The sequence below is a fragment of the Candidatus Hinthialibacter antarcticus genome, assembly GCA_030765645.1.
In the GTDB taxonomy this organism is placed as follows: domain Bacteria; phylum Hinthialibacterota; class Hinthialibacteria; order Hinthialibacterales; family Hinthialibacteraceae; genus Hinthialibacter; species Hinthialibacter antarcticus.
The window spans coordinates 72120-96320 of the sequence record JAVCCE010000072.1; the positions used below are offsets into that span (position 1 = coordinate 72120).

23 protein-coding genes are annotated in these 24201 nt (G+C 48.7%); 18 read left to right on the forward strand and 5 right to left on the reverse strand.

Annotated elements, in window-relative coordinates; all coding sequences use genetic code 11:
• Positions 1-14 precede the first annotated feature (14 nt).
• The gene (locus tag P9L94_18135; protein MDP8246008.1) at positions 15-281 is read right to left on the reverse strand and encodes a LapA family protein; all 267 of its coding nucleotides are present in this window, start codon (positions 279-281) and stop codon (positions 15-17) included.
• Between the two features lie 364 nt (positions 282-645).
• Here P9L94_18135 and P9L94_18140 point away from each other — a divergent pair, with 364 nt between their 5' ends.
• Positions 646-1149 (forward strand): hypothetical protein, encoded by a 504-nt coding sequence (locus P9L94_18140; protein ID MDP8246009.1) that lies wholly within the window; start codon positions 646-648, stop codon positions 1147-1149.
• An 88-nt stretch (positions 1150-1237) separates the two neighbouring features.
• Here P9L94_18140 and P9L94_18145 read toward each other — a convergent pair whose 3' ends face one another.
• A complete protein-coding gene (locus tag P9L94_18145; protein ID MDP8246010.1) occupies positions 1238-2203 on the reverse strand; it encodes a tyrosine-type recombinase/integrase in 966 nt (321 codons plus the stop codon).
• Between the two features lie 330 nt (positions 2204-2533).
• Here P9L94_18145 and P9L94_18150 point away from each other — a divergent pair, with 330 nt between their 5' ends.
• From P9L94_18150 to P9L94_18210, 13 genes are all read left to right on the forward strand, one after another.
• On the forward strand, positions 2534-3181 hold the full coding sequence (locus P9L94_18150; GenBank protein ID MDP8246011.1) for a cytochrome c3 family protein: 648 nt from the start codon (positions 2534-2536) through the stop codon (positions 3179-3181).
• Positions 3169-6228: a TAT-variant-translocated molybdopterin oxidoreductase gene (locus P9L94_18155; protein MDP8246012.1), complete on the forward strand. Its 3060-nt coding sequence runs from the start codon at positions 3169-3171 to the stop codon at positions 6226-6228. The genes P9L94_18150 and P9L94_18155 overlap by 13 nt, the downstream gene beginning before the upstream one ends.
• A complete protein-coding gene (gene nrfD / locus P9L94_18160) occupies positions 6206-7657 on the forward strand; it encodes an NrfD/PsrC family molybdoenzyme membrane anchor subunit (GenBank protein MDP8246013.1) in 1452 nt (483 codons plus the stop codon). The genes P9L94_18155 and nrfD overlap by 23 nt, the downstream gene beginning before the upstream one ends.
• A 30-nt stretch (positions 7658-7687) precedes the next feature.
• Positions 7688-8227: a DUF3341 domain-containing protein gene (locus P9L94_18165; GenBank protein MDP8246014.1), complete on the forward strand. Its 540-nt coding sequence runs from the start codon at positions 7688-7690 to the stop codon at positions 8225-8227.
• Positions 8228-8229: 2 nt separating this feature from the next.
• Complete coding sequence (locus P9L94_18170; protein MDP8246015.1) at positions 8230-8877, forward strand: cytochrome c; 648 nt, start codon at positions 8230-8232, stop codon at positions 8875-8877.
• Between the two features lie 38 nt (positions 8878-8915).
• Positions 8916-10142, forward strand: coding sequence for a hypothetical protein (locus P9L94_18175; protein ID MDP8246016.1), 1227 nt, complete (start codon positions 8916-8918; stop codon positions 10140-10142).
• Positions 10143-10151: 9 nt separating this feature from the next.
• Positions 10152-10475, forward strand: a complete 324-nt coding sequence (locus tag P9L94_18180; protein MDP8246017.1) for a hypothetical protein — start codon at positions 10152-10154, stop codon at positions 10473-10475.
• A gap of 82 nt (positions 10476-10557) precedes the next feature.
• The gene (locus P9L94_18185; GenBank protein ID MDP8246018.1) at positions 10558-11445 is read left to right on the forward strand and encodes an SCO family protein; all 888 of its coding nucleotides are present in this window, start codon (positions 10558-10560) and stop codon (positions 11443-11445) included.
• Complete coding sequence (gene coxB / locus P9L94_18190; protein MDP8246019.1) at positions 11445-12425, forward strand: cytochrome c oxidase subunit II; 981 nt, start codon at positions 11445-11447, stop codon at positions 12423-12425. Before P9L94_18185 ends, coxB begins: the two co-directional genes overlap by 1 nt.
• 2 nt (positions 12426-12427) lie before the next feature.
• Positions 12428-14107 carry a cbb3-type cytochrome c oxidase subunit I gene (locus P9L94_18195; GenBank protein MDP8246020.1) on the forward strand — a complete coding sequence of 560 codons (1680 nt, stop codon included), beginning with the start codon at positions 12428-12430 and terminating at the stop codon, positions 14105-14107.
• A 20-nt stretch (positions 14108-14127) separates the two neighbouring features.
• Positions 14128-15060, forward strand: coding sequence for a cytochrome c oxidase subunit 3 family protein (locus P9L94_18200; protein MDP8246021.1), 933 nt, complete (start codon positions 14128-14130; stop codon positions 15058-15060).
• Between the two features lie 29 nt (positions 15061-15089).
• A complete protein-coding gene (locus P9L94_18205) occupies positions 15090-15434 on the forward strand; it encodes a cytochrome C oxidase subunit IV family protein (protein MDP8246022.1) in 345 nt (114 codons plus the stop codon).
• A 2-nt stretch (positions 15435-15436) separates the two neighbouring features.
• Positions 15437-16048 carry a cytochrome c oxidase subunit 3 gene (locus tag P9L94_18210; GenBank protein ID MDP8246023.1) on the forward strand — a complete coding sequence of 204 codons (612 nt, stop codon included), beginning with the start codon at positions 15437-15439 and terminating at the stop codon, positions 16046-16048.
• 59 nt (positions 16049-16107) lie between these two features.
• Here the strand turns inward: P9L94_18210 and P9L94_18215 are convergent, their stop codons facing one another.
• The gene (locus tag P9L94_18215) at positions 16108-17028 is read right to left on the reverse strand and encodes a sugar phosphate isomerase/epimerase family protein (protein ID MDP8246024.1); all 921 of its coding nucleotides are present in this window, start codon (positions 17026-17028) and stop codon (positions 16108-16110) included.
• A 196-nt stretch (positions 17029-17224) separates the two neighbouring features.
• Here P9L94_18215 and P9L94_18220 point away from each other — a divergent pair, with 196 nt between their 5' ends.
• Positions 17225-18628, forward strand: coding sequence for a hypothetical protein (locus P9L94_18220; GenBank protein ID MDP8246025.1), 1404 nt, complete (start codon positions 17225-17227; stop codon positions 18626-18628).
• 62 nt (positions 18629-18690) lie between these two features.
• Here P9L94_18220 and P9L94_18225 read toward each other — a convergent pair whose 3' ends face one another.
• Both P9L94_18225 and cyoE read right to left on the reverse strand, forming a co-directional pair.
• Positions 18691-19782 carry a DUF3179 domain-containing (seleno)protein gene (locus tag P9L94_18225; protein ID MDP8246026.1) on the reverse strand — a complete coding sequence of 364 codons (1092 nt, stop codon included), beginning with the start codon at positions 19780-19782 and terminating at the stop codon, positions 18691-18693.
• Between the two features lie 58 nt (positions 19783-19840).
• The gene (gene cyoE / locus P9L94_18230; GenBank protein MDP8246027.1) at positions 19841-20833 is read right to left on the reverse strand and encodes a heme o synthase; all 993 of its coding nucleotides are present in this window, start codon (positions 20831-20833) and stop codon (positions 19841-19843) included.
• 224 nt (positions 20834-21057) lie between these two features.
• Between cyoE and P9L94_18235 the strand changes: the two genes are divergently transcribed.
• From P9L94_18235 to P9L94_18245, 3 genes are read left to right on the forward strand one after another with little or no spacing between them, the layout of a single operon-like run.
• The gene (locus tag P9L94_18235; GenBank protein MDP8246028.1) at positions 21058-22128 is read left to right on the forward strand and encodes an FAD:protein FMN transferase; all 1071 of its coding nucleotides are present in this window, start codon (positions 21058-21060) and stop codon (positions 22126-22128) included.
• Positions 22129-22133: 5 nt separating this feature from the next.
• Positions 22134-22706, forward strand: a complete 573-nt coding sequence (locus tag P9L94_18240) for a DoxX family membrane protein (protein MDP8246029.1) — start codon at positions 22134-22136, stop codon at positions 22704-22706.
• Positions 22707-22740: 34 nt separating this feature from the next.
• Complete coding sequence (locus P9L94_18245) at positions 22741-24141, forward strand: Gfo/Idh/MocA family oxidoreductase (protein ID MDP8246030.1); 1401 nt, start codon at positions 22741-22743, stop codon at positions 24139-24141.
• Positions 24142-24201: the final 60 nt, after the last annotated feature.

Genomic DNA, 24201 nt, shown 5'->3' on the forward strand with positions numbered 1-24201 from the left:
GTATCGTATTTTGTTTATTCGTCATCCAGTCGTTTGCGGTACATGATTTCGCCAATCCATCCGCAGAGTGCGCCGACAAAAAAGCAAAGCGACGCGAGCACGATTAGCGGCATGTTGAAGTTGAATCCAAAAAACCAAACGGTAACCGATACAAAATTCATCGCCAGGAAAATTCCGAGCAGAAGAAGCAGAACGCCTGTGGCGACGAGGCGAATTTTCCCCCAAAGTGAGGATTTCGGTTGAATGTCGTCTTGGTCTAGATTGGGTTTATTGTCTTCCATGTTTGGCTCCTGCATCTCTGTTTTCTATCAATACGAGTGTAACGGTAATTCTCTGTCAAAAAAATTAAAAGCGTAAGGCTGTCGATTCCCGGCGTAAACAACCCATCCAGTCACCATAAACCCATTCTATATGTAATGTATACGTGCAATTTGTAGCCCGTATGAAGCTTTCTATTCCAAGTATGCGTCTTGAATAGTGAAGACACGAGAGAGTTCTTTACACCATAAATAACAGAAAACGGGAATACTGTAAAGAAATAAACCAGAAATGCTGCAAGTCAATAAAAATTACTTGATTTGGTAATTAAGATATGCTATATTTTGTAAAACATGATTGCAGCGTGTATAGAAGGAGTGAATTATAATGATCGCACTAAAGAAACCCGCTCCGTCACTCACGTCCGACCAGCGGAGAATTGAACAACAGGCGATTGATCTTCTGACCCGGGCGCAGCGTATGTTATTAAAAGGCGATGGTTACACCCATGAAGCGCAAAAGCTCAGGGATCACGTCATGTGCGACCTATTGCCCTCAAACCGCATGTACATCAAAGGTAGCCACCCGTCGAGTTTGCTTAGAGACGTTGACCGCCGTCTGCTTCATGCGCGAATGCGGTTGGTAAAAAGCGGCGCCGCTTATTCCTCCGCTAAGAAGAAAGAGCAAGCCAAGGCGTCGCTTGATGAACACAAATTTGTGTTGCAACAGCGTTATAAATCCGCTCGTTCAAGCCATGAACAGCAAATGAAATCCGCGTTGGGATGGTTGACGGTGTTAGCGTTTGCGGCGGTGTTGGGCATGGTTGCGTATCATCATTATTATGGTTTCAGCAGTCTGCATCAGTCGTTTCAGTGGATTCCCCCAAGATAAAAAAACGGTCCCGACCATCGGATACGTAGTTCTCCTTATATAGGCGGCGCTTCATGCGCCGCTTTCTTTTTTGTAAATAGATCGGGCGTTATTTTTTGGATCGCGGGTGGGAATGTTGATAAACGTCTTGAATGTGTGAAAGAGTGACGTGGGTGTAGTGTTGAGTTGTCGAAAGATTGCTGTGGCCGAGAAGTTCTTGTACGAAGCGTAGGTCAGCGCCGTTTTCGAGCAAATGGGTTGCGCAGGAATGACGAAGCGTGTGCGGCGTGGTTTTGCCAAGCCCCAATGCTAACGAGAACTTTTTTAAGCGCAATTGGACGGCTCTGGCGGAAAGACGCTCGCCGAATCGTCCGACGAATAACGCATTTGGGTCTTTTGGGTGACGCTTGGAAACGGGCCCGTTCAGTAGTTGCGTACGGACGCTGAAATAATTGCGTAATGCCTCCATGGCAGGTTCGCTGAGCGGTGCGGTCAGGCGTTTGCCCCCTTTGGCGCGCATGTGGATGGTTGCCCGCCCTACATCAAGGTCAGCCAAATTCAACGACTGAAGCGAAGAAACCCGCATTCCAGTGGCGTACAACACTTCCAACATGGCGCGGTCGCGTAATGCGAGAGCGTGTTCTTTTTCATTTTTCGCCTTCGGGTGTTCAACCAGATTTTGGGCTTGGTTCTGATCGAGAAAAACGGGCAGGCGTTTGTTTTGTTTTAAAAATCGAATGGTTTCGATTGGATTGGTTTCGATCCAGCCTCGATGGATTAAAAATTTGAAAAACATTCGCAAACTGGATAATCGGCGATTGATTGACCGGGGCGTTTGGTTGCGGTCTACCATATAGGTGATAAAGCCGCGCAACGCCAGTGAATCAATTCGTGTGAGAGCGAAGTCCAGTTCATCACTTTCTGAATCGAGCGGGTCATAGCCGGATTCTGCAAGGTAACGCCGTAAAAATTTCAGGTCGCGCAAATAATTTTCAATGGTGTTTTCAGCCCGCCGTTCTGTTTCGACAAGATGGGTTTTGAAGGCATCCATTGCGTGAACTAGCGTTTTTTTCATTCCTACGCCTTAATTTGAATACACTGAATCATTGCAATCAAGTTACACTAAGTATAATAGAACAAATGATGTGGAAAACAATAAGTAGTTTTATATACCAACATTGAGTGCTCTCTTCTGTTATCGGTTCCGTCGATTGAAAATGTAGTCTTGACAAGAAAATATGCATGTGAGAGCCTTAAATATTATAGAAATAGTAAACTTTATAAATGCTTTATCGAGGGTGGTGAAAAATTAAAAAGTTGAATTATTTTTGATCTGCCACTTGCATTCTTGACCGTTTAGGGTATCTTTCTAAGCAGCAAACTTAGATAAAGAAATATCTTATATATGTCAACATTTAAATTTCCTAAATGGTCGAATAACCTTCGACCGGTGGTTGGCGTTGCGGCTTTAATACCTGCTTACTTCTTGTTTCTTCTCTACTACGGATTTGCACCTTCGACAACAGATGTAGGGTATGCGCCCAAGCAACCGGTTCCGTATAGTCATGCGTTGCACGCTGGCGAGTTAGGCATTGATTGCCGGTATTGTCACAATACTGTGGATCAATCCAAGCATGCGTCGATCCCGCCAACGCAAACGTGCATGAATTGCCATGCGAATATTCGCCCGGACAGTGAGAAATTGCTGGCGGTGCGCGATAGTTTTGCGTCGGGGATGCCAGTGGAGTGGGTCCGCATCCATGATTTACCAGACTATGTCTACTTCAACCATAGCGCCCACGTTACACGCGGCGTCAGTTGCGTTTCGTGCCATGGTCGCGTCGATAAGATGGAAGTCGTCGCGCAAGAAGAGACGCTGAGCATGGGCTGGTGTCTCGATTGTCACCGAAATCCCGAACAGCACTTACGACCGCTTGATGCGGTTTACGACCTTGATTGGGTCCCGGAAGAAGACCAGGTGGTCATTGGGGCGCGAATCAAGGAACTTTATAAATTAAATCCCTCGACGGATTGCTCGACATGCCATCGATAGAACAAAACAATAAAAATGGACAAGACTACTGGCGCAGCCTGAACGAGCTGGCGGATACGCCCGATTTCCAGGAATTCGTTCGCCGGGAGTTTCCCAATAACGCCGACACCCTAATGGGTGAAGATCGGCGCTCGTTTCTTAAGGTGATGGCGGCTTCGTTTGCATTAGCGGGGTTGACCTCATGCCGCTGGCCGGAAGAAAAAATCGTTCCGTATGCGCACCGTCCTGATAATCGTACGCCGGGCAAGCCAGTCTTTTTCGCTACTTCAATGGAAAAAGGCGGCGTCGCAACCGGCTTGTTAGCGAAAAGCGTTGACGGTCGGCCGATCAAAGTCGAAGGCAATCCCGGTCATCCCAACAGCCTCGGCGGCGCTTCTCCACAGGCATTAGCCAGCGTTTTGGAGATGTATGATCCAGACCGAAGCCAAGCGGTGATCTATCAAACTGGTAAGCAAGTTGTTTCAAAGTCGTGGGAGCAGTGGTCCGAATTCATTGAAAATCACGGCGCGGAATTGCGTGGCAAAAACGGAGCGGGATTGTGCTTCTTGAGCGAAGCCACAGCGTCGCCGACGATCATGCGTTTGCGCAAAAAAGTGGAAGAGCAATTCCCTCAATCAAAATGGTTTGAATACGAAGCTATCAGCGATGACAATGAGCGCGAAGGCGCCCGCGCAGCGTTCGGGCAGCCCTATCGTCCTCTACCTGATTTCAACAAAACCAAGGTCATTCTCAGTTTAGATAATGACTTTCTTAGTACGCATCCCTCAGCACTTGCTCTGGCGAAAAGTTGGGCGGAAACAAGAGACCCCGACGGCGCGTTTATGAACCGCCTCTATACCGTCGAGGCGATGTTCACTTCAACTGGCGCGATGGCTGACCATCGTGTTGCGATGCCTGCCGGACAAATCGAAGCCTTTGCGCAAGCGTTAATTGCGCGAATCCTTCAACACGATTCACTTCATTCTACGAACAATTTATCTGAATTAAAAACAATCTATTCGTCCATTCCTGAAACGCATTTCCCCGCTGACGTATTTGGCGCTTTGGTTGACGACCTCATTCATCATCAAGGCGAAGCGGTGGTTCTGGCGGGACCGCGCCAGTCTGCTTCCGTTCATGCGATTGCGAATGTTCTCAACCATGTTCTGGGCAATGCAGGAACGTCAGTACAATTCGCTCCTGCTCCAGAGCCTCTGCGCCCCACGCATCAGCAATCTATTGCTGACCTCGCGGGCGCTTTAAGTGGCGGCAGCGTCGATACGCTGGTGATTCTCGGCGGCAATCCGGCGTTTGATGCGCCAGTGGAACTTAATTTCGCGAGCGTATTGTCTAAGGCAAAACACACGATTCACTTGAGTTTATATCGGGATGAAACTTCAACTTTGTGCGAGTGGCACGTTCCACGCGCTCACATGTTGGAATCCTGGGGCGACGCCCGCAGTTATGACGGAACCATCTCGTCTGTCCAGCCATTGATTGCTCCCCTATTCGGCGGAAAGACGCCGTGTGAGATATTGGGGGCGATGCTCGAAGATGAACCGCTGCGCGCCTATGACATTGTTCGCAAAACATTTGAAGACAGCCGATATAAGCCGTCTGAAAAAGAGTGGCGGACGTTTTTGCATGATGGAGTGGTTGCGGACAGCGCTTTTGAAAAACGCGCTCCGGCAATCAACGTCGCTGGCTTGCAAGCGCTTTCCAGTTTCGCTGATCGCGAGACAGGCGATGGGCTTGAGTTAAATCTGTACGAAGATTTGTTTGTCTATGACGGGCGCTTCGCCAATAACGGTTGGCTTCAAGAAACGCCTGATTTTATTACGAAACTAACCTGGGACAATGCAGTATTGATTGCGCCCTCTACCGCTGACGCGCTTCAGTTGCATGAAGAAGACGTTGTCGAAATTACCGTCGGCGAACGTACAATTGAAGCGCCGGTTTCAGTGACGCCCGGCATGGCGCCGCATACTGCCGCCCTTGCTCTGGGGTACGGTCGGACTCACGGCGGACGCATCGCTGACGGCGTTGGCGTAAATACATATATCGTTCGTCCAAGCGGCGAAGATATACTGCAAGGCGTTACGCTGAAAAAGACGGGCAAGAAATATGCTCTTGCCGCTACCCAAGACCACCACGCTATTGATGATATCGGCATGAAAGAGCGCAATTACCGCGCGGGCAAGCTGATTCAAGAAGGCGATTTACCTGAGTACAAAGACAACCCTGAATTCGCCAAGGAAGTAGGCGCTCACTACCCAAAACTGGATGTGTGGGAGCCGCATGAATACCCCAACCACAAATGGGGCCTGACCATTGATCTCAACCAATGCACTGGTTGCAACTCCTGCGTTACTGCATGTCAAGCGGAAAATAACATCCCTATCGTCGGTAAAGAACAAGTGACTTGGGGCCGCGAAATGCACTGGATTCGCGTTGACCGCTATTTCAAGGGCGACCCCGACAAACCCACAGTTACGCCGCAACCCATGACGTGCGTTCACTGTGAAAATGCGCCCTGCGAGCAAGTTTGCCCGGTTCAGGCCACAGTGCATAATGATGAAGGTTTAAACGTGATGGTGTATAACCGTTGCGTTGGTACTCGCTATTGTTCAAATAACTGCCCTGTCAAAGTAAGGCGCTTTAATTTCTTCAATTTCAATTATGGTTTGAAAGAAGTCGAAAAACTTCGTATGAATCCCGAAGTCACGGTTCGGATGCGCGGCGTTATGGAAAAATGCACCATGTGCACGCAGCGGATTGAAGCAGTGAAGATCGACGCGAAGAACAACCGCCGTCCGATCCGGGATGGTGAAATTGTCACTGCTTGTGAGCAGGCCTGTCCGACAAAGGCAATTACGTTCGGCGATCTCAATGATGAGAACAGCCGGGTCACGAAAAAGACCAATGATTCGCGCAATTACAGCATTTTGGATGTCCTCTACTTGAAGCCGCGACTGACATATTTAGCCAAGATTCGAAATCCACACCCTGCATTGGCTAGCGCCAGTGAGGAGACGCACGAGGACCATGGTCACGACAACCATTCGTGAAATCGATAATACCCAGAACGATCCGCGACAACGGACCGAACTGATCACCGGCGGTAATACATTTACTACGGTGACGGAGAAGGTCTGCTCGATCGTTGAAGACCCCAAGACATCGCAAACCTGGTTTGTGATGTTAGGCGCCTCTCTCTCATTTTTAGGCGTGTTGGGCTTAATGATTGCGTATCTGTTTTGGACGGGCGTCGGCGTCTGGGGCGTAAACAACCCCGTCGGCTGGGGCTTCGCCATTATTAACTTCGTCTTCTGGGTCGGCATCGGCCACGCAGGCACGTTGATTTCGGCGATTCTGTTTTTGTTCCGTCAAAAATGGCGCACCAGCATCAACCGTTTCGCGGAAGCGATGACGATTTTTGCGGTTATGTGCGCGGGCATCTTCCCTGGCATCCACATTGGTCGTCCATGGTTGGCGTTTTACCTGTTCCCTTACCCGAACGCGATGCAGATGTGGCCGAACTTCCGTAGTCCATTGCTATGGGACGTGTTCGCAGTCAGCACCTATGCGACCGTCTCGGTGATGTTCTGGTATGTCGGGATGATTCCTGATCTCGCAACATTGCGCGACCGCGCCAAACATCCGATTCGTAAATTCTCGTATGGATTATTATCACTCGGTTGGCGCGGCTCTCACCGTCATTGGCACCGCCACGAAGTCGCCTATCTGTTGCTTGCCGCATTGGCGACGCCGCTGGTTCTTTCCGTACACTCGGTGGTTAGTTTTGACTTTGCTGTCGCGCAGTTGCCGGGCTGGCATACCACCATTTTCCCGCCCTACTTTGTTGCAGGCGCGATCTTCGGCGGCTTCGCGATGGTGTTAACGCTGATTATCCCGACGCGTCATTTTTTGAATTTAAAAGAGATTATTACCCTGCGGCACATTGAGAACATGAACAAGGTTCTCTTATTCACAAGTTGCATCGTGGGTTACGCCTATAGCGTTGAATTTTTTATGGCGTGGTACAGCGCAGATAAGTTTGAACTGTTTACATTTTTGAATCGCGCGATGGGCCCCTATTATTGGGCGTACTTCATTATGATTTTCTGTAACGTGATTGCGCCGCAGGTTCTTTGGTTCAAATATTGCCGGACGAACATTCTGATTACGTTTATTGTCGCCAATTGCGTTAATGTCGGCATGTGGTTCGAGCGGTTCGTTATTGTCGTCACATCACTAAGCCGCGACTTCTTACCATCCAGTTGGGATATGTATTACCCGACGATGGTTGATATCCTGACCTTCGCTGGCAGTTTCGGCTTGTTCTTTACCTGTTTCTTATTGTTCTTGCGCTTCTTGCCGGCGATCGCGATGGCGGAAGTCAAAACAGTTCTGCCGGGTTCGCATCTTGAACATGGTCACCACAGAGGCGCGGGCGATTATCACGGCGATGTTCCTGAAGCGCATAAAGAAGATTAAAACGCGAATTTCGCGATTGGGTTTTATAAGATGAGTGACGAGAAAAAACTATACGGCTTTCTGGTCGAATTTGAGGAAGTGGACGATCTTCGCTCCGCCGCCGAGAAAGTTCGCGACGCTGGTTACACCCAATGGGACTGCCACAGCCCCTTCCCCATTCACGGGATGGACGGCGCCATGGGCATTAAACCGACCATTCTTCCCTGGTTTGTTTTGTGCGCGGGAATCATCGGCGCGACCGTTGGGTTGTTGATGCAGTGGTACATGAATGCTGTAGACTATCCAATTATTATCAGTGGTAAGCCGATGTTCAGTCTACCCGCCAATATCCCAATTATCTTTGAACTGACGATTCTGCTTAGTGCGTTAACTGCGGTGGGCGGTTTGTTTGCCCTCAATGGTTTGCCGATGCACTATCATCCGTTATTTTCAAACGAACGCTTTTTACGAGCGACCAATGACCGTTTCTTTCTCGTGATTGAGGCGCGCGATCCAAAATTTAATCTCGAACAGACGCGCCAGTTGCTGGATTCATTTGGCGGCGCGGCCGTTGAAACGGTGGAGGACTAATTATGAGCGTCCGCGCCTGGATAATTTGCGGCGCCGTCATTGCGCTGATTGTTGCGGCGATTCCTGTGGCGCTAATATCAAAAGCGCGCGTCACTACGTCTAAAATGCCGCGTATTCACCTGATCCAAAATATGGACAATCAGCCGCGTATGAAGTCGCAGCAGTACAGCGTTCTCTTTGCTGACCGCCGCGCGATGCGCCCTCAAGTTGATGGCACGGTTGCGCGAGGCGAATTGGATCTAGCCGACGGGTTTCATACTGGAGCCGTTGGAGAGGAATGGGTGAAAGACTACCCCGTTCCCGTTACGGACCTTCTGATTCAACGCGGCGAAGAAAAATACGAAATCAATTGCGCGATTTGTCATGGTTACGCCGGGTTCGGCGACGGCATGGTGAATAAACGCGCAGAACAATTGCAACAACCCGCCTGGATTCAGCCGTCATCGTTTCATACCGATGAAATACGCAACCGTGATAATGGTCACATATTCAACACCATTACAAATGGCATCCGCACTATGCCCTCTTATCGCGACAAACTTTCGCCGAAAGACCGCTGGGCGGTGGTTGCGTATGTGCGGGCTTTACAGCGCAGTCAGAACGCAGCATTGGAAGACATCCCGCAAGACGTGTTGTCAGATCAGAACTAACACCGGCAAAGCCGGTTGTAATTATCGAGGAGTCAATCGTGGCGCTTGTTGATCCCGCCCAGTTATCAGAAGAACGCTGTCATTTAGAAGGCTTGGGCCTTCAACTGACCAAAGTTGCAGGCGGCGTTGGACTGATTGTTTTGGCGCTGACCTTTGCAGCCGGTTTTGTTACGGGCAATTTGCAGAACGTCTATTTTTCATACCTGGTGAGTTATGCGTTTTTCTTGAGTATTACGCTTGGCGCCCTGGGTTTTGTCGCCATCCAGCATATTACTCGCGCCGGGTGGAGCATCGTTGTTCGGCGTATCGCGGAAATTCTCGCGTCGAACGTTGTTCTTTTAGCCGTGTTATTTATTCCAATTCTATTTGGTTTGACATCGCTCTATCATTGGACCGATACGGAACACATGATTCATGATCCGATCGTTTCACAAAAACTTCCCTATCTGAATGTTTCTTTTTTCCTGTTTCGCGTAGTGATTTATTTTGTTGTCTGGTGTGGATTGGCGCTTTTCTACTTCACAAAATCCAAACAACAAGATCAATCCGGCGATGTCAATCTCTCATTGCAGATGGAAAAAGTCAGCGGAGTCGCGCTTTTTCTTTTTGCCTTGACGTTGACCTTCGCTTCATTTGATTGGCTGATGTCGCTAGACCCGCATTGGTATAGCACCATGTACGGCGTGTATTATTTTTCTGGAAGCATGATCGCGGTCTTCGCTTCGATGAGCGTAATCTCGATCCTGTTGCAAAAAAGCGGTCGGCTTCGCCGGGTGATTACCGTTGAGCATTATCACGATCTCGGCAAATTCTTATTTGCGTTTACTGTATTCTGGGCGTACATTGCCTTCTCGCAATATATGCTGTACTGGTATGCAAACAAACCAGAAACGACGGGCTGGTATTTGATTCGCCAGAGCGGCCAGTGGGGCTATGTTTCTCTCTTCTTGATTTTTGGCCATTTCTTTATTCCCTTCTTTGGTTTACTTTCGCGCAAACCAAAACGCCGTCGAAACATTTTATTATTCTGGGCGATTTGGATGTTGGTTGCGCATTGGATTGATATCTATTGGTTGGTCATGCCTGAATTCGCAAAAGCGATTGGCGTTGTTGATCAAGTCCCGCTTAGCATCTATGACCTGGGCTGCTTGATTGGTATTGGCGGTTTGTATGTTGCTTCGTTCGCGAATTGGGCGCGCGGTACGGCTTTAACTCCGATTAAAGACCCGCGTATTGGCGAATCGCTCATGTTTGAAAATGCGTAAGGTGAATCAATGACTGACGTGAACAATACCCATAATGATTTGAATATACCGGTGATCTCGATAGTCGCCGTGATTTCTGTGTTATTGACCGCTTTAATCATCATTTTGATTCAGGTTTGGTATTTCAATTATGCCAAAGCAGAATTTCAACGCAAAGTCGTTCAACAGCCTCATGCGGAATATGAGAGTTTAACAGCCGATCAAATGGAAATTTTGAACGGCTATACTATTGATAAAGACAAAGGCGTCTATAAAGTTCCCATCGACGTCGCAATGGACATTATCGTCCGCGAAAGCGTTTCTTCATCGAACTCGACATCCAGTACACGCTAAAAACAGGTTCTGCTTTCCGAAACGCCATCGGGTTCAGTCGTTTGAATCGGGGGAGATGGTTTTCGTAAACAGGGGGTGAAGTATGAAATCTATGAAACGATTATTGTCGATTCAACTCTGCGTATTTATGTTGGCGTTGCTCACGCTTTTCGTGACGCCGGTTGGCGCTGTTGTCAGCGAGACAGGCGTCGGCGAAAACAGCGACCCGCTTCCCGCTGAATTAGAAGGCGTCGGGATTACCGAAAAACTGGAAGCGCCGCTTCCTCTGCAATTGGAATTTAAAGACGAAAACGATAATACGGTTCAGCTGGAGCAATATTTCAAAAACGACAAGCCGGTCATATTGACCTTAGTCTATTACCGGTGCCCGATGCTTTGCGGTTTGGTTTTGAACGGACTGCTTGAATCCATGCAGGAAATTTCGCTGAATGTTGGCGAAGATTTCGAAATCGTAACCGTGAGTATTGATCCGCTTGAAACGCCTAAATTGGCCAAGATCAAAAAGCAAAGTTACATAAAAGAATTTGGAAAACCCGAAGCCGCACCGGGATGGCATTTTTTATCAGGAAAAGAAAAAAACATTCGGACGTTAGCGGATTCCGTCGGATTCGGCTACAAATGGATTGAGCGCCGCAAGGAATTTGCGCACGGCGCCGCGATTATGATTATAACGCCTGATGGGCGGGTTTCTCGTTATCTGGGCGGGATCGAATATGAACCGAAGACTTTGCGCTTGTCGCTGGTCGAAGCGTCAGAAGGAAAAATTGGTACTATGGTTGACCAGTTTTTTCTCTCTTGTTTCCATTACGATCCAGATGCAGGCGCCTACTCCGTCGCCGCAATGGGCGTGATGAGGCTCGGCGGCGGCTTGGTCGCGTGTTCGCTGGGCGTGATGTTGATCGTGTTCTGGTCGCGTGAAATGAAAAACCGCAAAGCGCAAACGGCAAAGCCGATTGAAGGAAATTCATAATGATCAATGGTCTATTGAACGAGGTGCTAATTCAGGCTCAAAGCGGCGGGACATTTTGGATGCCGCCACAGGCTTCCACCATGGCAGGCGGCGTGGACGTTGTATTCTACTACATCTATTGGCTCAGCGTGTTCTTTTTCGTCGGCATCGTTTTTTGCATGACGTTATTCGTTGTTCTCTACCGTCGGCGCGAAGGGCATAAAGAACAACAAACCGCGTCGCATAGCACTGCGCTTGAAGTGACGTGGAGCGTGATTCCCTTCATTCTCGTCATCATCATGTTTTATATGGGCTTTCAGGCCTATGTTGACATGAGAACACCGCCGCAGAACTCCTACCGGATTCTCGTTATCGGGCAAAAGTGGAACTGGAATTTTCAATATCCCAACGGATACATCGACGGCGATTTGCATGCGCCGATTGAGACTCCGGTTGAGCTGGTCATCACCTCGGACGACGTAACCCATAGCGTTTATATTCCTGCCTTTCGGTTGAAGATGGATGCGGTTCCCGGGCGTTATAACAACGTCTGGTTCCAGGCGACACAGGCTGGTGAGTATCCATTATTTTGCGCAGAATATTGCGGAACGGACCACTCGAATATGATCTCAACCGTATTTGTTCATGAAAAAGGCGACTTTGAAGTGTGGCTCGAAGACGCGTCAAATTTTGTTGACCGTATGCCGCCTGCTGAGGCAGGTGAAAGACTTTACAAAATTCGTGGATGCGCACAGTGCCACTCCATTGACGGTACTGCCAACGATGGCCCGACATTCAAAAACATCTGGGGAAAAACGGAGCCATTGCGAGATGGTTCAAGCGTTGTGGTCGATGAGAATTACGTTCGCGAATCTCTCATGGATCCCAATGCGAAAATCCGCAAGGGATTTGACGCAATCATGCCGACATACCAAGGCAAGTTAAAAGATAAAGAAATTACAGCGATCATCGAATTCATTAAAACATTGAAGGACGAGTAACAATGGTTACAACGACCTTGCCACCATCCGCCAATCCGTCAGAGCCAGTTCACGGCGATAATTATATCACGCACAGTAAAGGTATCATGTCGTGGTTGGTTACGCTCGATCACAAGCGAATTGCTGTTCTCTATCTGATTTCGATTTTATCGACATTTTTCTTAGGCGGCGTGTTCGCCTTGTTGGTGCGGACGGAATTGATTACCGCCGGCCCCACCATGATGGACGCGAATACCTATAACAAAATGTTTACGCTGCACGGCATCATCATGACCTTTATGGTGATTATTCCCGGCATTCCTGCGGTGTTCGGCAATTTCGCCTTACCGCTAATGTTGGGCGCAAAAGACGTCGCGTTTCCCCGATTGAATTTAGCCAGTTGGTATTTTTATGTCGTTGGCGCCATTTTCGCGGTAATCGCAATTGTCATGGGCGGCGTTGATACCGGGTGGACGTTCTATACCCCATATAGTACGACAACATCGACTGCTGTGATTCCAGTGACTGTGGCTGCATTCATACTTGGATTTAGCTCGATTTTCACCGGATTAAACTTCATTGTCACCATTCACATGCTACGGCCTCCTGGAATGGGTTGGTTCAAGATGCCGCTATTTTTATGGGCGCTTTATGGAACTGCGTTGATCCAGGTCTTAGCGACGCCAGTGGTCGGCATCACCATTTTACTTTTAATTATTGAGCGATTATTGGGCGTTGGTATTTTTGATCCATCGCTGGGCGGCGACCCGGTTCTTTATCAGCACTTCTTCTGGTTCTATTCGCACCCGGCGGTTTATATCATGATCTTACCGGCGATGGGCGTTATCAGCGAATTGATTCCGACGTTCAGCCGCAAACACATTTTTGGATACAATTTTATTGTATACAGCAGTTTAGCCATTGCGATTCTTGGCTTCCTGGTTTGGGGACACCACATGTTTACCAGCGGGCAGTCAGTTCTAGCGAGTTTTATATTCAGCCTACTTACGTTTAGCGTGTCGATTCCCTCAGCAATCAAGGTGTTTAACTGGCTTGCGACCATGTACAAAGGGTCAATCAGCCTGCAAACGCCGATGTGCTATGCGCTGATGTTTATATTTATCTTTGGCATCGGCGGATTGACGGGATTGTTTCTGGCGACGCTCGCGACCGACGTTCACTTACATGATACTTACTTCGTGGTTGCTCACTTCCACTATGTTATGGTGGGCGCCATGATCGCTTTTGTCGGCGCTATTCATTACTGGTGGCCCAAAATGTTCGGTGTGATGTATAGCGATTTGATGGGGCGCATCGCCGCGTTTTTGATGTTCGTCGGTTTTAATTTGACCTTCTTCCCTCAATTTGTGATGGGAAGCCACGGAATGCCGCGCCGCTATTATAACTATCTTGACGTTTTCTGGATTTATCATTTCTTATCAACACTTGGTTCATATTTAATGGCCATTTCATTTTTCATGGTCGCTGGCTATCTCGTTCACTCTTTGTTTAGAGGCAAAAAGGCGCCTGACAATCCGTGGGGGGCCGCAACATTAGACTGGCAAACCAGTACGCCTCCGATTCATGAGAACTTTAAAGAAACGCCAACTGCATCCGATCCATACGATTATTCGGATTGGGAGTATGACGCAAAAATCGAAGGCTTCGTAAAGAAAAGCGCGGCGGCGGGCTCGTCCGCATAACCCCGTACTGAGGAAGAACAATGACGCAATCAGCCGTCGAAGAACAAAAAAAAGATCACGGCGAGCACGAACACGATCACAATCCGTATCTGGCGCATCACTTTGATACGGAGGAGCAGCAGTTTGATTCTGGCAAGTTAGGGATGTGGTTGTTCCTGGCGACGGAAATCCTGCTGTTCAGCGGCTTGTTCTGTGCGTATGCGGTGTATCGCGCCAACCATCCAGAAATATTTATCTACGCGCATCAGTTTCTTGATAAATTCTGGGGCGGTCTTAATACGGTGATTCTGATCTTCAGCAGTTTCACTATGGCGTGGGCGGTGCGTTGCGCACAGCTCAATCAGCGAAAACTGTTGATTGCGAATTTGATTATTACTCTGCTCTGCGCTTGCGGATTTCTCGGCGTAAAGTTTATTGAATATCAACACAAATGGCACGACGGCCTGTTGTGGGGGACGCATTACAATCCCGTCGAACACGGCGCACATGAGGCCGAAGACGGTGAAGGCGCCCACGGCGCAGATGCCGAACACGCAGATGTTGTAGCGCATACGGATGAAATTTCGATAACAGAAGATTCGCACACAGAAGAACCTACACAAGAAGCCGAAACCGCAGCGGGAGATAGTGAGGGCTTTAAAATAGAGCACTCTAAAATTCCTGACGCGCCCCAAGGCCCTGCCGGATTAGCGAAGGTCGAAACGGGCGGACATTATGTCGATCATTCGCCGAAAAACGTCCATATCTTTTTCGGCATCTACTTCGCCATGACAGGATTACACGGCGTTCACGTTCTGGCGGGAATGGCGGCGATCGGTTGGATCTTACGCCGCTCAATTCGCGGCGATTTCAACGAGAAAAACTATCTCGCCGTAGATTGCGTCGGCTTATACTGGCACGTCGTCGACTTGGTTTGGATTTATTTGTTCCCGCTTTTGTACCTGATTCACTGATCGAACATGGTCAGTAAGGAGACCGAAACATGAGCAGTTCTTCTCACAATCATAACGAACCTCACGCTGCCCCTTTATGGATATTGGCGGCGGTTTGCATCACGCTGATGATCTTGACCTACCTGACGGTCTCAGCGACCTATGTTGATCTTGGCAGTGAAGGCAACCTGTTTTTAGCGATGGGGATTGCAACCCTGAAAGCCTCGCTGGTGGTGTTGTTTTTTATGCACCTGTTCTGGGACAAGCCCGTCAATTCGTTTGTCTTTATCGCGTCGCTGGTTTTTGTTACGTTATTTCTTGTATTTGCGCTGATGGATACGCTACAATATCAACCGAACATGATTGAAAACTACGCGCCAATGATTAACAAATAATCATGGATGAAAACGAACCTGCATCAACATTGAACTCTTCATCGCTCGACCCGAAAGCGCAAGCGATCCCCGGCGCTGGAAAACTCGGCATGATTATCTTTATGGCGTCGCTGTCGATGTTGTTCGTCGCCAGCATTATGGGGCTGGTCGTTATCCGGCTCCGCGCTGAAGTCTGGCCTCCGCCCGGTTCCCCCAGCCTGCCCCAAACACTGTGGCTCAGCACGATCATTATTATTGCATGCAGCATCGCGATTCAGGCGGCGATTCAATACGCTCGCGCTGGCGCCATGAAGCAGATGAAACTAGCGTTGACCGCGACCTTTGCGTTGGGCTTATTGTTTTTAGCCGCGCAAAGTTTTAATTGGTTTCGCTTGCTGATCGCTGATTTCAAAATGGTCAACAATTTGTACTTGTTTTTGTTTTATATGCTGACCGGACTTCACGCGGCGCATGTCATCGGCGGGCTGATAATGATGGCGTTTGTGCTGACATCCGCATACAGAAACAAATATACGCAAGCGAACCATGCAGGCGTTGAATATAGCGCCATGTATTGGCACTTCCTCGACGGCGTCTGGATCATTTTATTTATGATTCTGTTAATGGTCAGCTAAAATCAAACCCCGGCAAGAGATATCTCACCGGGGTTATCATTTCAATAGAATATTCTAAATTACGAAAACGATTTTCTAAGCAGTTCTACGCTTTTGGAAACGCCAGTATCGGCGCTTTCCTTCCCTTCAAACTCAATTGAGACGTATCCGTTATAGTCCACCGCTTTTAAGATAGACGCGACGCGGTCGTAGTCGATATTCAGTGTGTACCACTCGCCGCCGCCGTAGTAGGTTTTTGCCTGAACGAACGACACGTACGGAGCCACTTGAGCGAGCTTGTCGTAAGGATTTTCGAGGAAATTGCCAGTGTCCATCATCAACGTCAGCCAAGGCGAATCGACGCCGTTAAAAATGCGCAACATGCCTTCCGGCGTTCGCGAAAGTCCCCAGTGGTTTTCGAGGGCGAGCAAAACGCCGCATTCTTCCGCTTTGGGCAAGCATTGTTCGATGGAATCAATGCACCATTTGAACGCGTCGTCCTCGCCATAGCCGTCGAGCGGCGGTTCGAGTCCACGCGCCGCCATCAGGTCGTCAAACGATTTGATGGTTCCCCACCGGCCTGAATTCAGGCGGATACAGGGGATGCCCATCGCGTAGGCGAGTTCGATGCAATGTTTGGTATGTTCGATATGTTTCTTGCGTTCTTCGGCGTCGGGAGAGACGAAATCCTGGTGGATGGACAGACAGATTAAGTCGATTCCATTTTGGAACGCGTGTTTTTTGATCTTCTGCATATAGGCGTTGTCTTCGCTTTGCATCTGGCGATGGAGCACGTCGACGCCTTCGACGCCCAGTTCCGCCGCCCGGTCGATAACCGATTCGATGGGATACTTTGTCTTGGTAAAATGCCAATACGAGTAGCTCGAAATGCTGAGTTTGATTCGTTGTTTTTGCGCGGCTTGGGCAATGGATTGAGGCGCGAGTGAGGCGGCTCCAAGCGCCGCCGCAGAAGTGATTAATGACCGCCGATTGATATTCATTTTGTTACCTCAAAATAATGTGAGTTCTATTGAATAAAATTTTCATTGTAGTATATACTAATCTAGCATTTATTGCTAATCATAAGAAAAGGTGTTTACGACTGGAGGTGAGACAGGGGCTTTTCGATTTTGCAAATTCAATTTTATTTGAATTGCCAAAGAGTGTTTAAACTTTAAATCCATTAGGAGACCACTTATGAAACGTATTTTTCTGGTAATACTCGGTACGATTGTTTGTGTATCGTTCGTAAATGCACAAGATTATCCGATTACGAAAGCCTGGGAATTTTTGTGGACTGAGGAGAGTGAAGAATATCCTTGGTTACGCGCCGAACAAGGAACAAACTGGGAGCATGATGGCTCAAATGAAATGGACTTTTTCAGTACGCTGATTCGGTATGATGCTGATCGTTTGATGTTGCTTTTAGTTGAAAATGGCGTCAATGAAGCAGACCCTGCGCCAGAAGACATTGCAATAGCAGAGAAATTTCCTGATCGTTCGGTTCTCTGGATTAGTCCAGTCGATGGTTCTTTTATGGGAGTTGCTTTGAAATTGGATTTTCTTCCTGCTGAGGATACAGAATATTATAAGCAAAAAGTGACCGGAACTCATCCCGATGGGCCTGAATCTGACCGTAGCTGGCAATTAACAGAGCAATGGCCGCATATTGCTGCTGATGACGATGGATTTTTGTATTTAGTAGACAAACATAAAATCCTTCGCTACACGCCAGATGGTGATACATTCACTGGACCAGAAGTTGTTTTTACGTATCCAGAACAAGACCCTCCAATCTATTCAACCAACGCAGGCAACCTGCATTATCGCGCCTGGCGAATTCAATCTATCAATGTGAAAGGCAGCGGCAATAACAAAGTAATGACGACCGCAGCCCGTTTTTGGATTGATGCTGGCGGTGTGATGTATTACACCAGCAATGACGGCGGCGCGAGTTGGACTATCCAGACGCACCGAGGACAAGAACAACGAGGCGGCGTCGGTACAGGCGGCGCAACCAGCGCTCCAGTTACATTCGGTGAAGAAGAATGGATTTTCGCTAATGGTTTTCCTGGCAGCGATGATCGTTTGTATCGCTTTTTCCGTACGGCTGGCACGCAAGAGGATTTCTTCCAAGACATTCCTGATCTTTGGGATCCACAAATTGACCCTGCAGAAGATGTGGCCGAAATCGATAAATACATGAAGTGGAATTTAATTGATGCGGCTGCCGCAGATGGAGTGCCTTATGTTGCAGTCCTTTCATTGCCGAAGTGGCAAAGCCGTAACGATGGAGAATTTATTGATGCGACTGCATGGGTTGCGATTCATTCTGTTGCATTAGATCCCAATGGCGATGGTATTGAAGGCGATTTTTTATCTTCCTATCAGATTAACGTACATGAAATTGATGAACTTCAGGGCGTTGCTGGTGACGAAGACAACTGGGATGCTGCTTCATTTGCTGCAATCAACATGTACGTACCAGAAGGTTTCCCTGACGGCGCGGCGGAAATTCTATGGAGCGGCGGCACCTCAGGCTTTGGACGTTTGGTGGTTGGCGATGTAGATGTTTCGGTCAAAGACTGGTCGTTATTCTAAATTAACAAGAACAAGACTTTCTGTTGGAAACTAAGAAGGCGTTCAATTGAACGCCTTCTTTTTTATTGCACAACAACGTCGTCCGGGAACATGGAATACCAGGCGAACCAGGCGGCATGGCGAATTTTGAGCGTCGGGTCGTCCGCCTCAACGATGACGCTGTCGGGCGAAGGATGAAAGGTAAATTTGACTTCGACGCCGTTGATTGTATCAGACCATTCTGAACCCGGTTTGGTTTTTTCATCAATGACAGGCAGTGGATAGACGCGGCGTTCGTCGCCAATTGAGACAATGGTGACGGGGGTCTTTTTCGCCCATTTTGAATTTTGCGGCAGCGGTTCAACCGGGAAATAAAGTGAATCGGAACCAAAATACGGACCGCCGGGATTTGACTGGTATCGCTTAATCAGAAGTGGGTCGAACCCTAATACTTTTGTTTCGGGGTGCATGGCTTTCCAGACGCTCCATTGGACGCGCTGGCATGGGATGACTTCGAGCGTCTTCCCCGCTGCTGCTGCGGGGCCGGTTACGGCTTTGCCCAACAATTGGCTCCAAAGGCTTTCTTCTTCTTGAGAGCCGCGCTTGTCGTAAAAGAGCGAGTTTGAATTATACAACAACCCGCTGAAGCCAAAGTTCAGTGTTTCATCACCAACATTGCGGTTATAAACCACGCCGCTGTCTGTGAGATAATTATACGCAACAGCAATGGGGACGCCGCCGACGAAATCGTTGGCGATTTCATGCCAAACCAAGACGCGCATCGGATAGGCGCGCGCTTCGCCGTTGATTTCTACGCCGAAAACGATATCGCCTGATACCAAATATTTTCCGCGCTCTTCGTCATTATACTCTTCAACTTCTTGCGTCGTCATCAAGGATGGAGCGGTCAATGTCGGTACGCGGTCTTTGATGGCCCCGCCCGCGACGATTTGGTCTTTTGGAACCAAGCATGTTGAAAGATCAAAGCGGTAAGAATCAACATTGCGTCCATCGCCGACAATATTCTGATTGCGTGAATGAACGAGGTAGACCGTTTGCGCAATGACAATGGCGGAGACAAGAACAAAGGCAATCACTAATAGCCAGCCCGCCGAAATGAAAGCGCTTTCACTTTTGTTTTTTTTTGTATCTGAAATTTGTTTATAGTTTGGCATGGTTGCATCCCCCGTTGTGAATCATCCTACAGTTGCTGTTGCTGTCAAGTTGGCGCGTTTAGTCATTGAAACTTATGACCTGCGAAGTATGAAGCGAGTCGTTGGATTCAGCCGAGACGGCAACCGACTGGCTGGGCTGTACTGAAATTGATTTAATCGCTGGCGAACGGTCAATGGCCATGAGGCCGAGCAGCAGAGGCAAGTAAATCAGGCTGGTGAAGAAGAGACGACGGGCGTCTTGGCGGTTGCGAGACGCGGCGAATTGCATTCCCATTGCGGTCATTGCGCCGCCTAATGTGAAGGCGCCCAATAGGAAAAACCAGCCGCCGAGTCCACTTAAAAAATACGCTGCGCCTAATGGAATCAAAGCGATGCTGTATAGCGCCGCGATGTTAGACGTGAGTTGACCACTGGGATCGAATGCGGGCAACATTTTGAAGCCGCCGCGTTCGTAGTCGTCTTTGTACATCCAAGCCAGCGCCAGAAAATGAGGGATTTGCCAAACAAATAGAAACGCGCCGAGTATCCAAGCGCCAGTGTTGAGTTCTCCCGTAATCGCCGTCCAGCCCATCATGGGAGGGATCGCGCCGCAGGCCGCGCCGACGAGAGTGCAAAGGCTGGTGCGTGTTTTCATTGGCGTGTAGACCAACACATAGAGCAGAATGTTCAGCGCACCCAACATTGCCGTGAGAGCGTTCACGAATATGGCGAGCAAGATCACGCCGCCAATGCCGACGCTTAAGCTCCATAAGAGAGCATGAATGGAATTCATGCGGCCCGACGGCAGAGGCCGATTGCGGGTGCGGTTCATTTTTGCGTCGAGTTCGACTTCCCACCACTCATTTAGGGCATTTGCTGAGGCTGCGGCGCCTGCCGTGCCGAGCATCGTCCAAAAGAGCAAGACAAGATTAATTGAGTCGGAGGCGACCCAAAAACCCGCCAGCGTGGTTAATAACACCATGAAAGTCAGGCGCGCTTTACAGAGTTCCATATAAAGCGATAGCAGGGTATTTTGGGTTTGCGGCACAGTATTTTCCAAAGAGGCGCTCATGGGTTCCTCAGTCTAAGGGATCGTAGTTTACACATGTGGTGCGATTCTAGTTGAAGGCTGGATTGAACGGGCAAATCGCCGGGCAGTGGTCAAAAATTTGTGGAATCGCTAAGTTGATGGAGCCGCCGCCTCCAATCTTTCATATAACACACTATAATACTTTCTAGTACGCGTTACGGCAAGCGACGTATGCAGGCCGTAAAGAATTTGGGGAGTCAATTCGCGTGACCTTTCAACCTGGAAATAATCGGCGGGATTTTTTTCGCGGCTCTTTTGATCAATTTTTAAATCGAGTCGCTGACGTTGCCGATATTAAACGCCCTCTCGCATTTCTTGGACACAACCGCAAGTATACCAAAATGCGTCGCACCATCATGGCGACCAGTTTTGAAGTCATCTATCCCTCCTATGAAGGCATTGAAGCGCGACGCGCTGGTATGGATATACTGGACGAAGTTGGACGCTTTGACCGCATGTTAAACATCTGGAAAGGCGAGTCTGAACTCAAGCGCGTCAACAACGAAGCGCACCTTGCGCCCGTTGAAGTGAGCGTCGAATTATTTCGGATGCTCAAACTTTCAAAACAACTGAGCGAAGAAACCGGCGGCGCATTTGATATCACCACAACGCCGCTCACCCGCTGCTGGGGGTTCTTTTATCGCAGCGGGCGGCTGCCGGAAGAAAGCGAAATTGCCAAGGCGCTGGAAACAGTCGGGATGGAAAACGTCATCCTCGATGAAGAAAAGCACACGGTTTTTTTTACCAAAGAAGGCGTGGAACTCACGCCAGCCAGCATCGGTAAAGGTTTTGCCCTCGATCACGCGTCCCGTATCGCGAAAAAGAAGGGGCTTAACGACGTTTTGCTCAATGGTGGATACAGCAGCGTATTGGCGTCAGGCGCGCCGGAATGGAAAGATTGTTGGCAAATTGATGTACGAAATCCAGCAAATCATAGCCAAGCCGCCGCCCGCTTACGATTATATAACCAAGGATTTTCTTCATCGGGAGCCGAAGAACAGCACTTTGAGCATGAGGGAAAAACCTATGGACACATCGTTGATCCCCGTACCGGTTGGCCCGCAGAACAAGTGATGAGCGTAAATGTTACGGCGCCGACCGCAGCTCACGCAGAAGCATTATCTACTGCTTTTTACGTGATGGGGGTTGAGAAGACGTTAGATTATTGTGAAAATCATACCCAGGTAGGGGTTGTCATTTTGACCGAGCCTAAAAACGGCTCAAAGGGAGAACTGATTACCGCCAACCTGGAATCCAAACAATTGGAGGTAGTATAAGCATCGTGCAAGGCAACGAGTCTCGCATTCAATTTACGTCTTTACAACAGACGGCCTTCGTAATTTTGCGTATCGCCATTGGTTGGCACTTTTTGCGCGAAGGTTTCGTCAAACTAAGCCATCCGTCATGGACCGCAACCGGTTATCTAACTGTGTCTTGGGGACCATTTTCGGATATGATGCATGGGTTCGCCGCGAGTCCGGCCTGGATGAGTTTCATAAACGTCGCCATCCCCTGGGCGCTGTTTCTCGCCGGCTTGGGCCTCATGCTCGGATTGTTCACCCGTATGTCCATTGTCGTTGGTATGGGATTGTTAGCGATGTTTTATTTCGCGACGCCGCCCTGGCCCTGGGAATTGACTATTTCTTCTGTTGAAGAATGGTCTACCTTCATTAATTCTGTAGATCACGCTCAGTGGGCCGCGAACCAATTGATCGGAAACGAAGGCAATTACGTTATCGTCAATAAAAACTTAATTGAGTTTTTGGCGCTTGGCGCTTTGCTAACGATCGATTCTGGAAAAATGGCAGGCTTCGATGTAATGATTCACCAATGGTTGTTTGGACGAGAAAAATAATCTAAAAAAACGATTCGATTGAAAGGATACAATCATGCAGTTAACGGCTGAACAAAAAGATGTAGGCCGCCGGAATTTTCTGAAGGCGGCAGCAACCTTGCCTGCGGTCGGCGCATTTTCTATGACCGCGACCAATGCGGGTCCGATCAAAGTTGGCGTTGTCGGAACCGGTATGGAAGGCCGCATTTTGATGAATGTGATGAACCCTAAATACGTGTTCATCAACGCGCTATGCGACATTCGCCCCGACAACCGCGCCATAGGCGCTTTCAATGTGCGCAACCCGGACAGTAAATTAAATCCGAATCTGGACGATTCCCAGATTTACGAACGATATGAAGACATGCTGGAAAGCGCTGACATCGAAGCGGTGATCATCGCAACTCCGCTCAAATATCACGGCCCGATGGCGATTCAAGCCTTGAAAGCCGGCAAACACGTCTTCACTGAAAAATCAATGGCCTATACAGTCGAAGAATGCCAAGAGATGATTAAACTCTCAAAGCAGTATGGCTTGAATTTGCAGGTCGGCCATCAGCGTTTTTACAATCCCCTCTATTGGGATATGTACCGCATGGTGACGGACGGTCTCCTTGGTAATGTTTACCACATCCGTACGCTGTGGCACCGCAATACTGACTGGAACTACTTTAAATACATCGAAACAAAATACTTTGAGAGCATGATGAATGAATTCGATCCGACCCAATACGGATATGAAGACATTTATAAACTGGTCAACTGGCGTTGGTACAGCAACACCTCGCACGGTCTGTGGACGGAACTTTGTTCACACCAAACAGCGATCACCAACTGGATATTCGGCGACAAGCCGCCGATTTCGGTGATGGCGTCGGGCGGACATTACAAGGTCGCAAAAGACTTCGATGATCAATATCGCGATGCGGATGATGATGAAATTGAATTCAAGAAAGTCTACGAATCAGACGACCGCGACATTAACGACCACGTCTATGCAACCTTAGAATATGAGGGCGGGCGGACGGTTACGTACTCAGCGATTCAGTCAAACTCGTTTGATAACTACTATGAGCAAATCATGGGTACGTACGGTACGATCATTCTCAGTAAAGAAAATGAATACTATCTCTTCTGGGAACCCGGCTGGAGTGAAGACGTCGCGAAAGAAGCTTCGGTTGATACGGCCGTTGAAGAATCCGAAGAAAGCGCTGCGGAATCCGCATTCGCTGCACACGCTTCCGGTGAAGCGCCAACCGGCGGCGGCGGCGCATCGGGTATGACTCCATACGAACCGTATGGATGGGAACTGGACGGCTTCGCTCACACGATTCGCACGGGCGCACCGAACTTGTGCGACGGCTACCGTGGAATGATCGCCTTACAGGCGGCGCTTGCGGGCAAAGAATCAATCGAAACCGGCAAGCGAGTCATTCTTCCGAAGATTGTTGTTTAAGTTATCAGGCTGAAAGACGTATTCAAAAACCCCTTGGCGTTTGCCAAGGGGTTTTTTTTC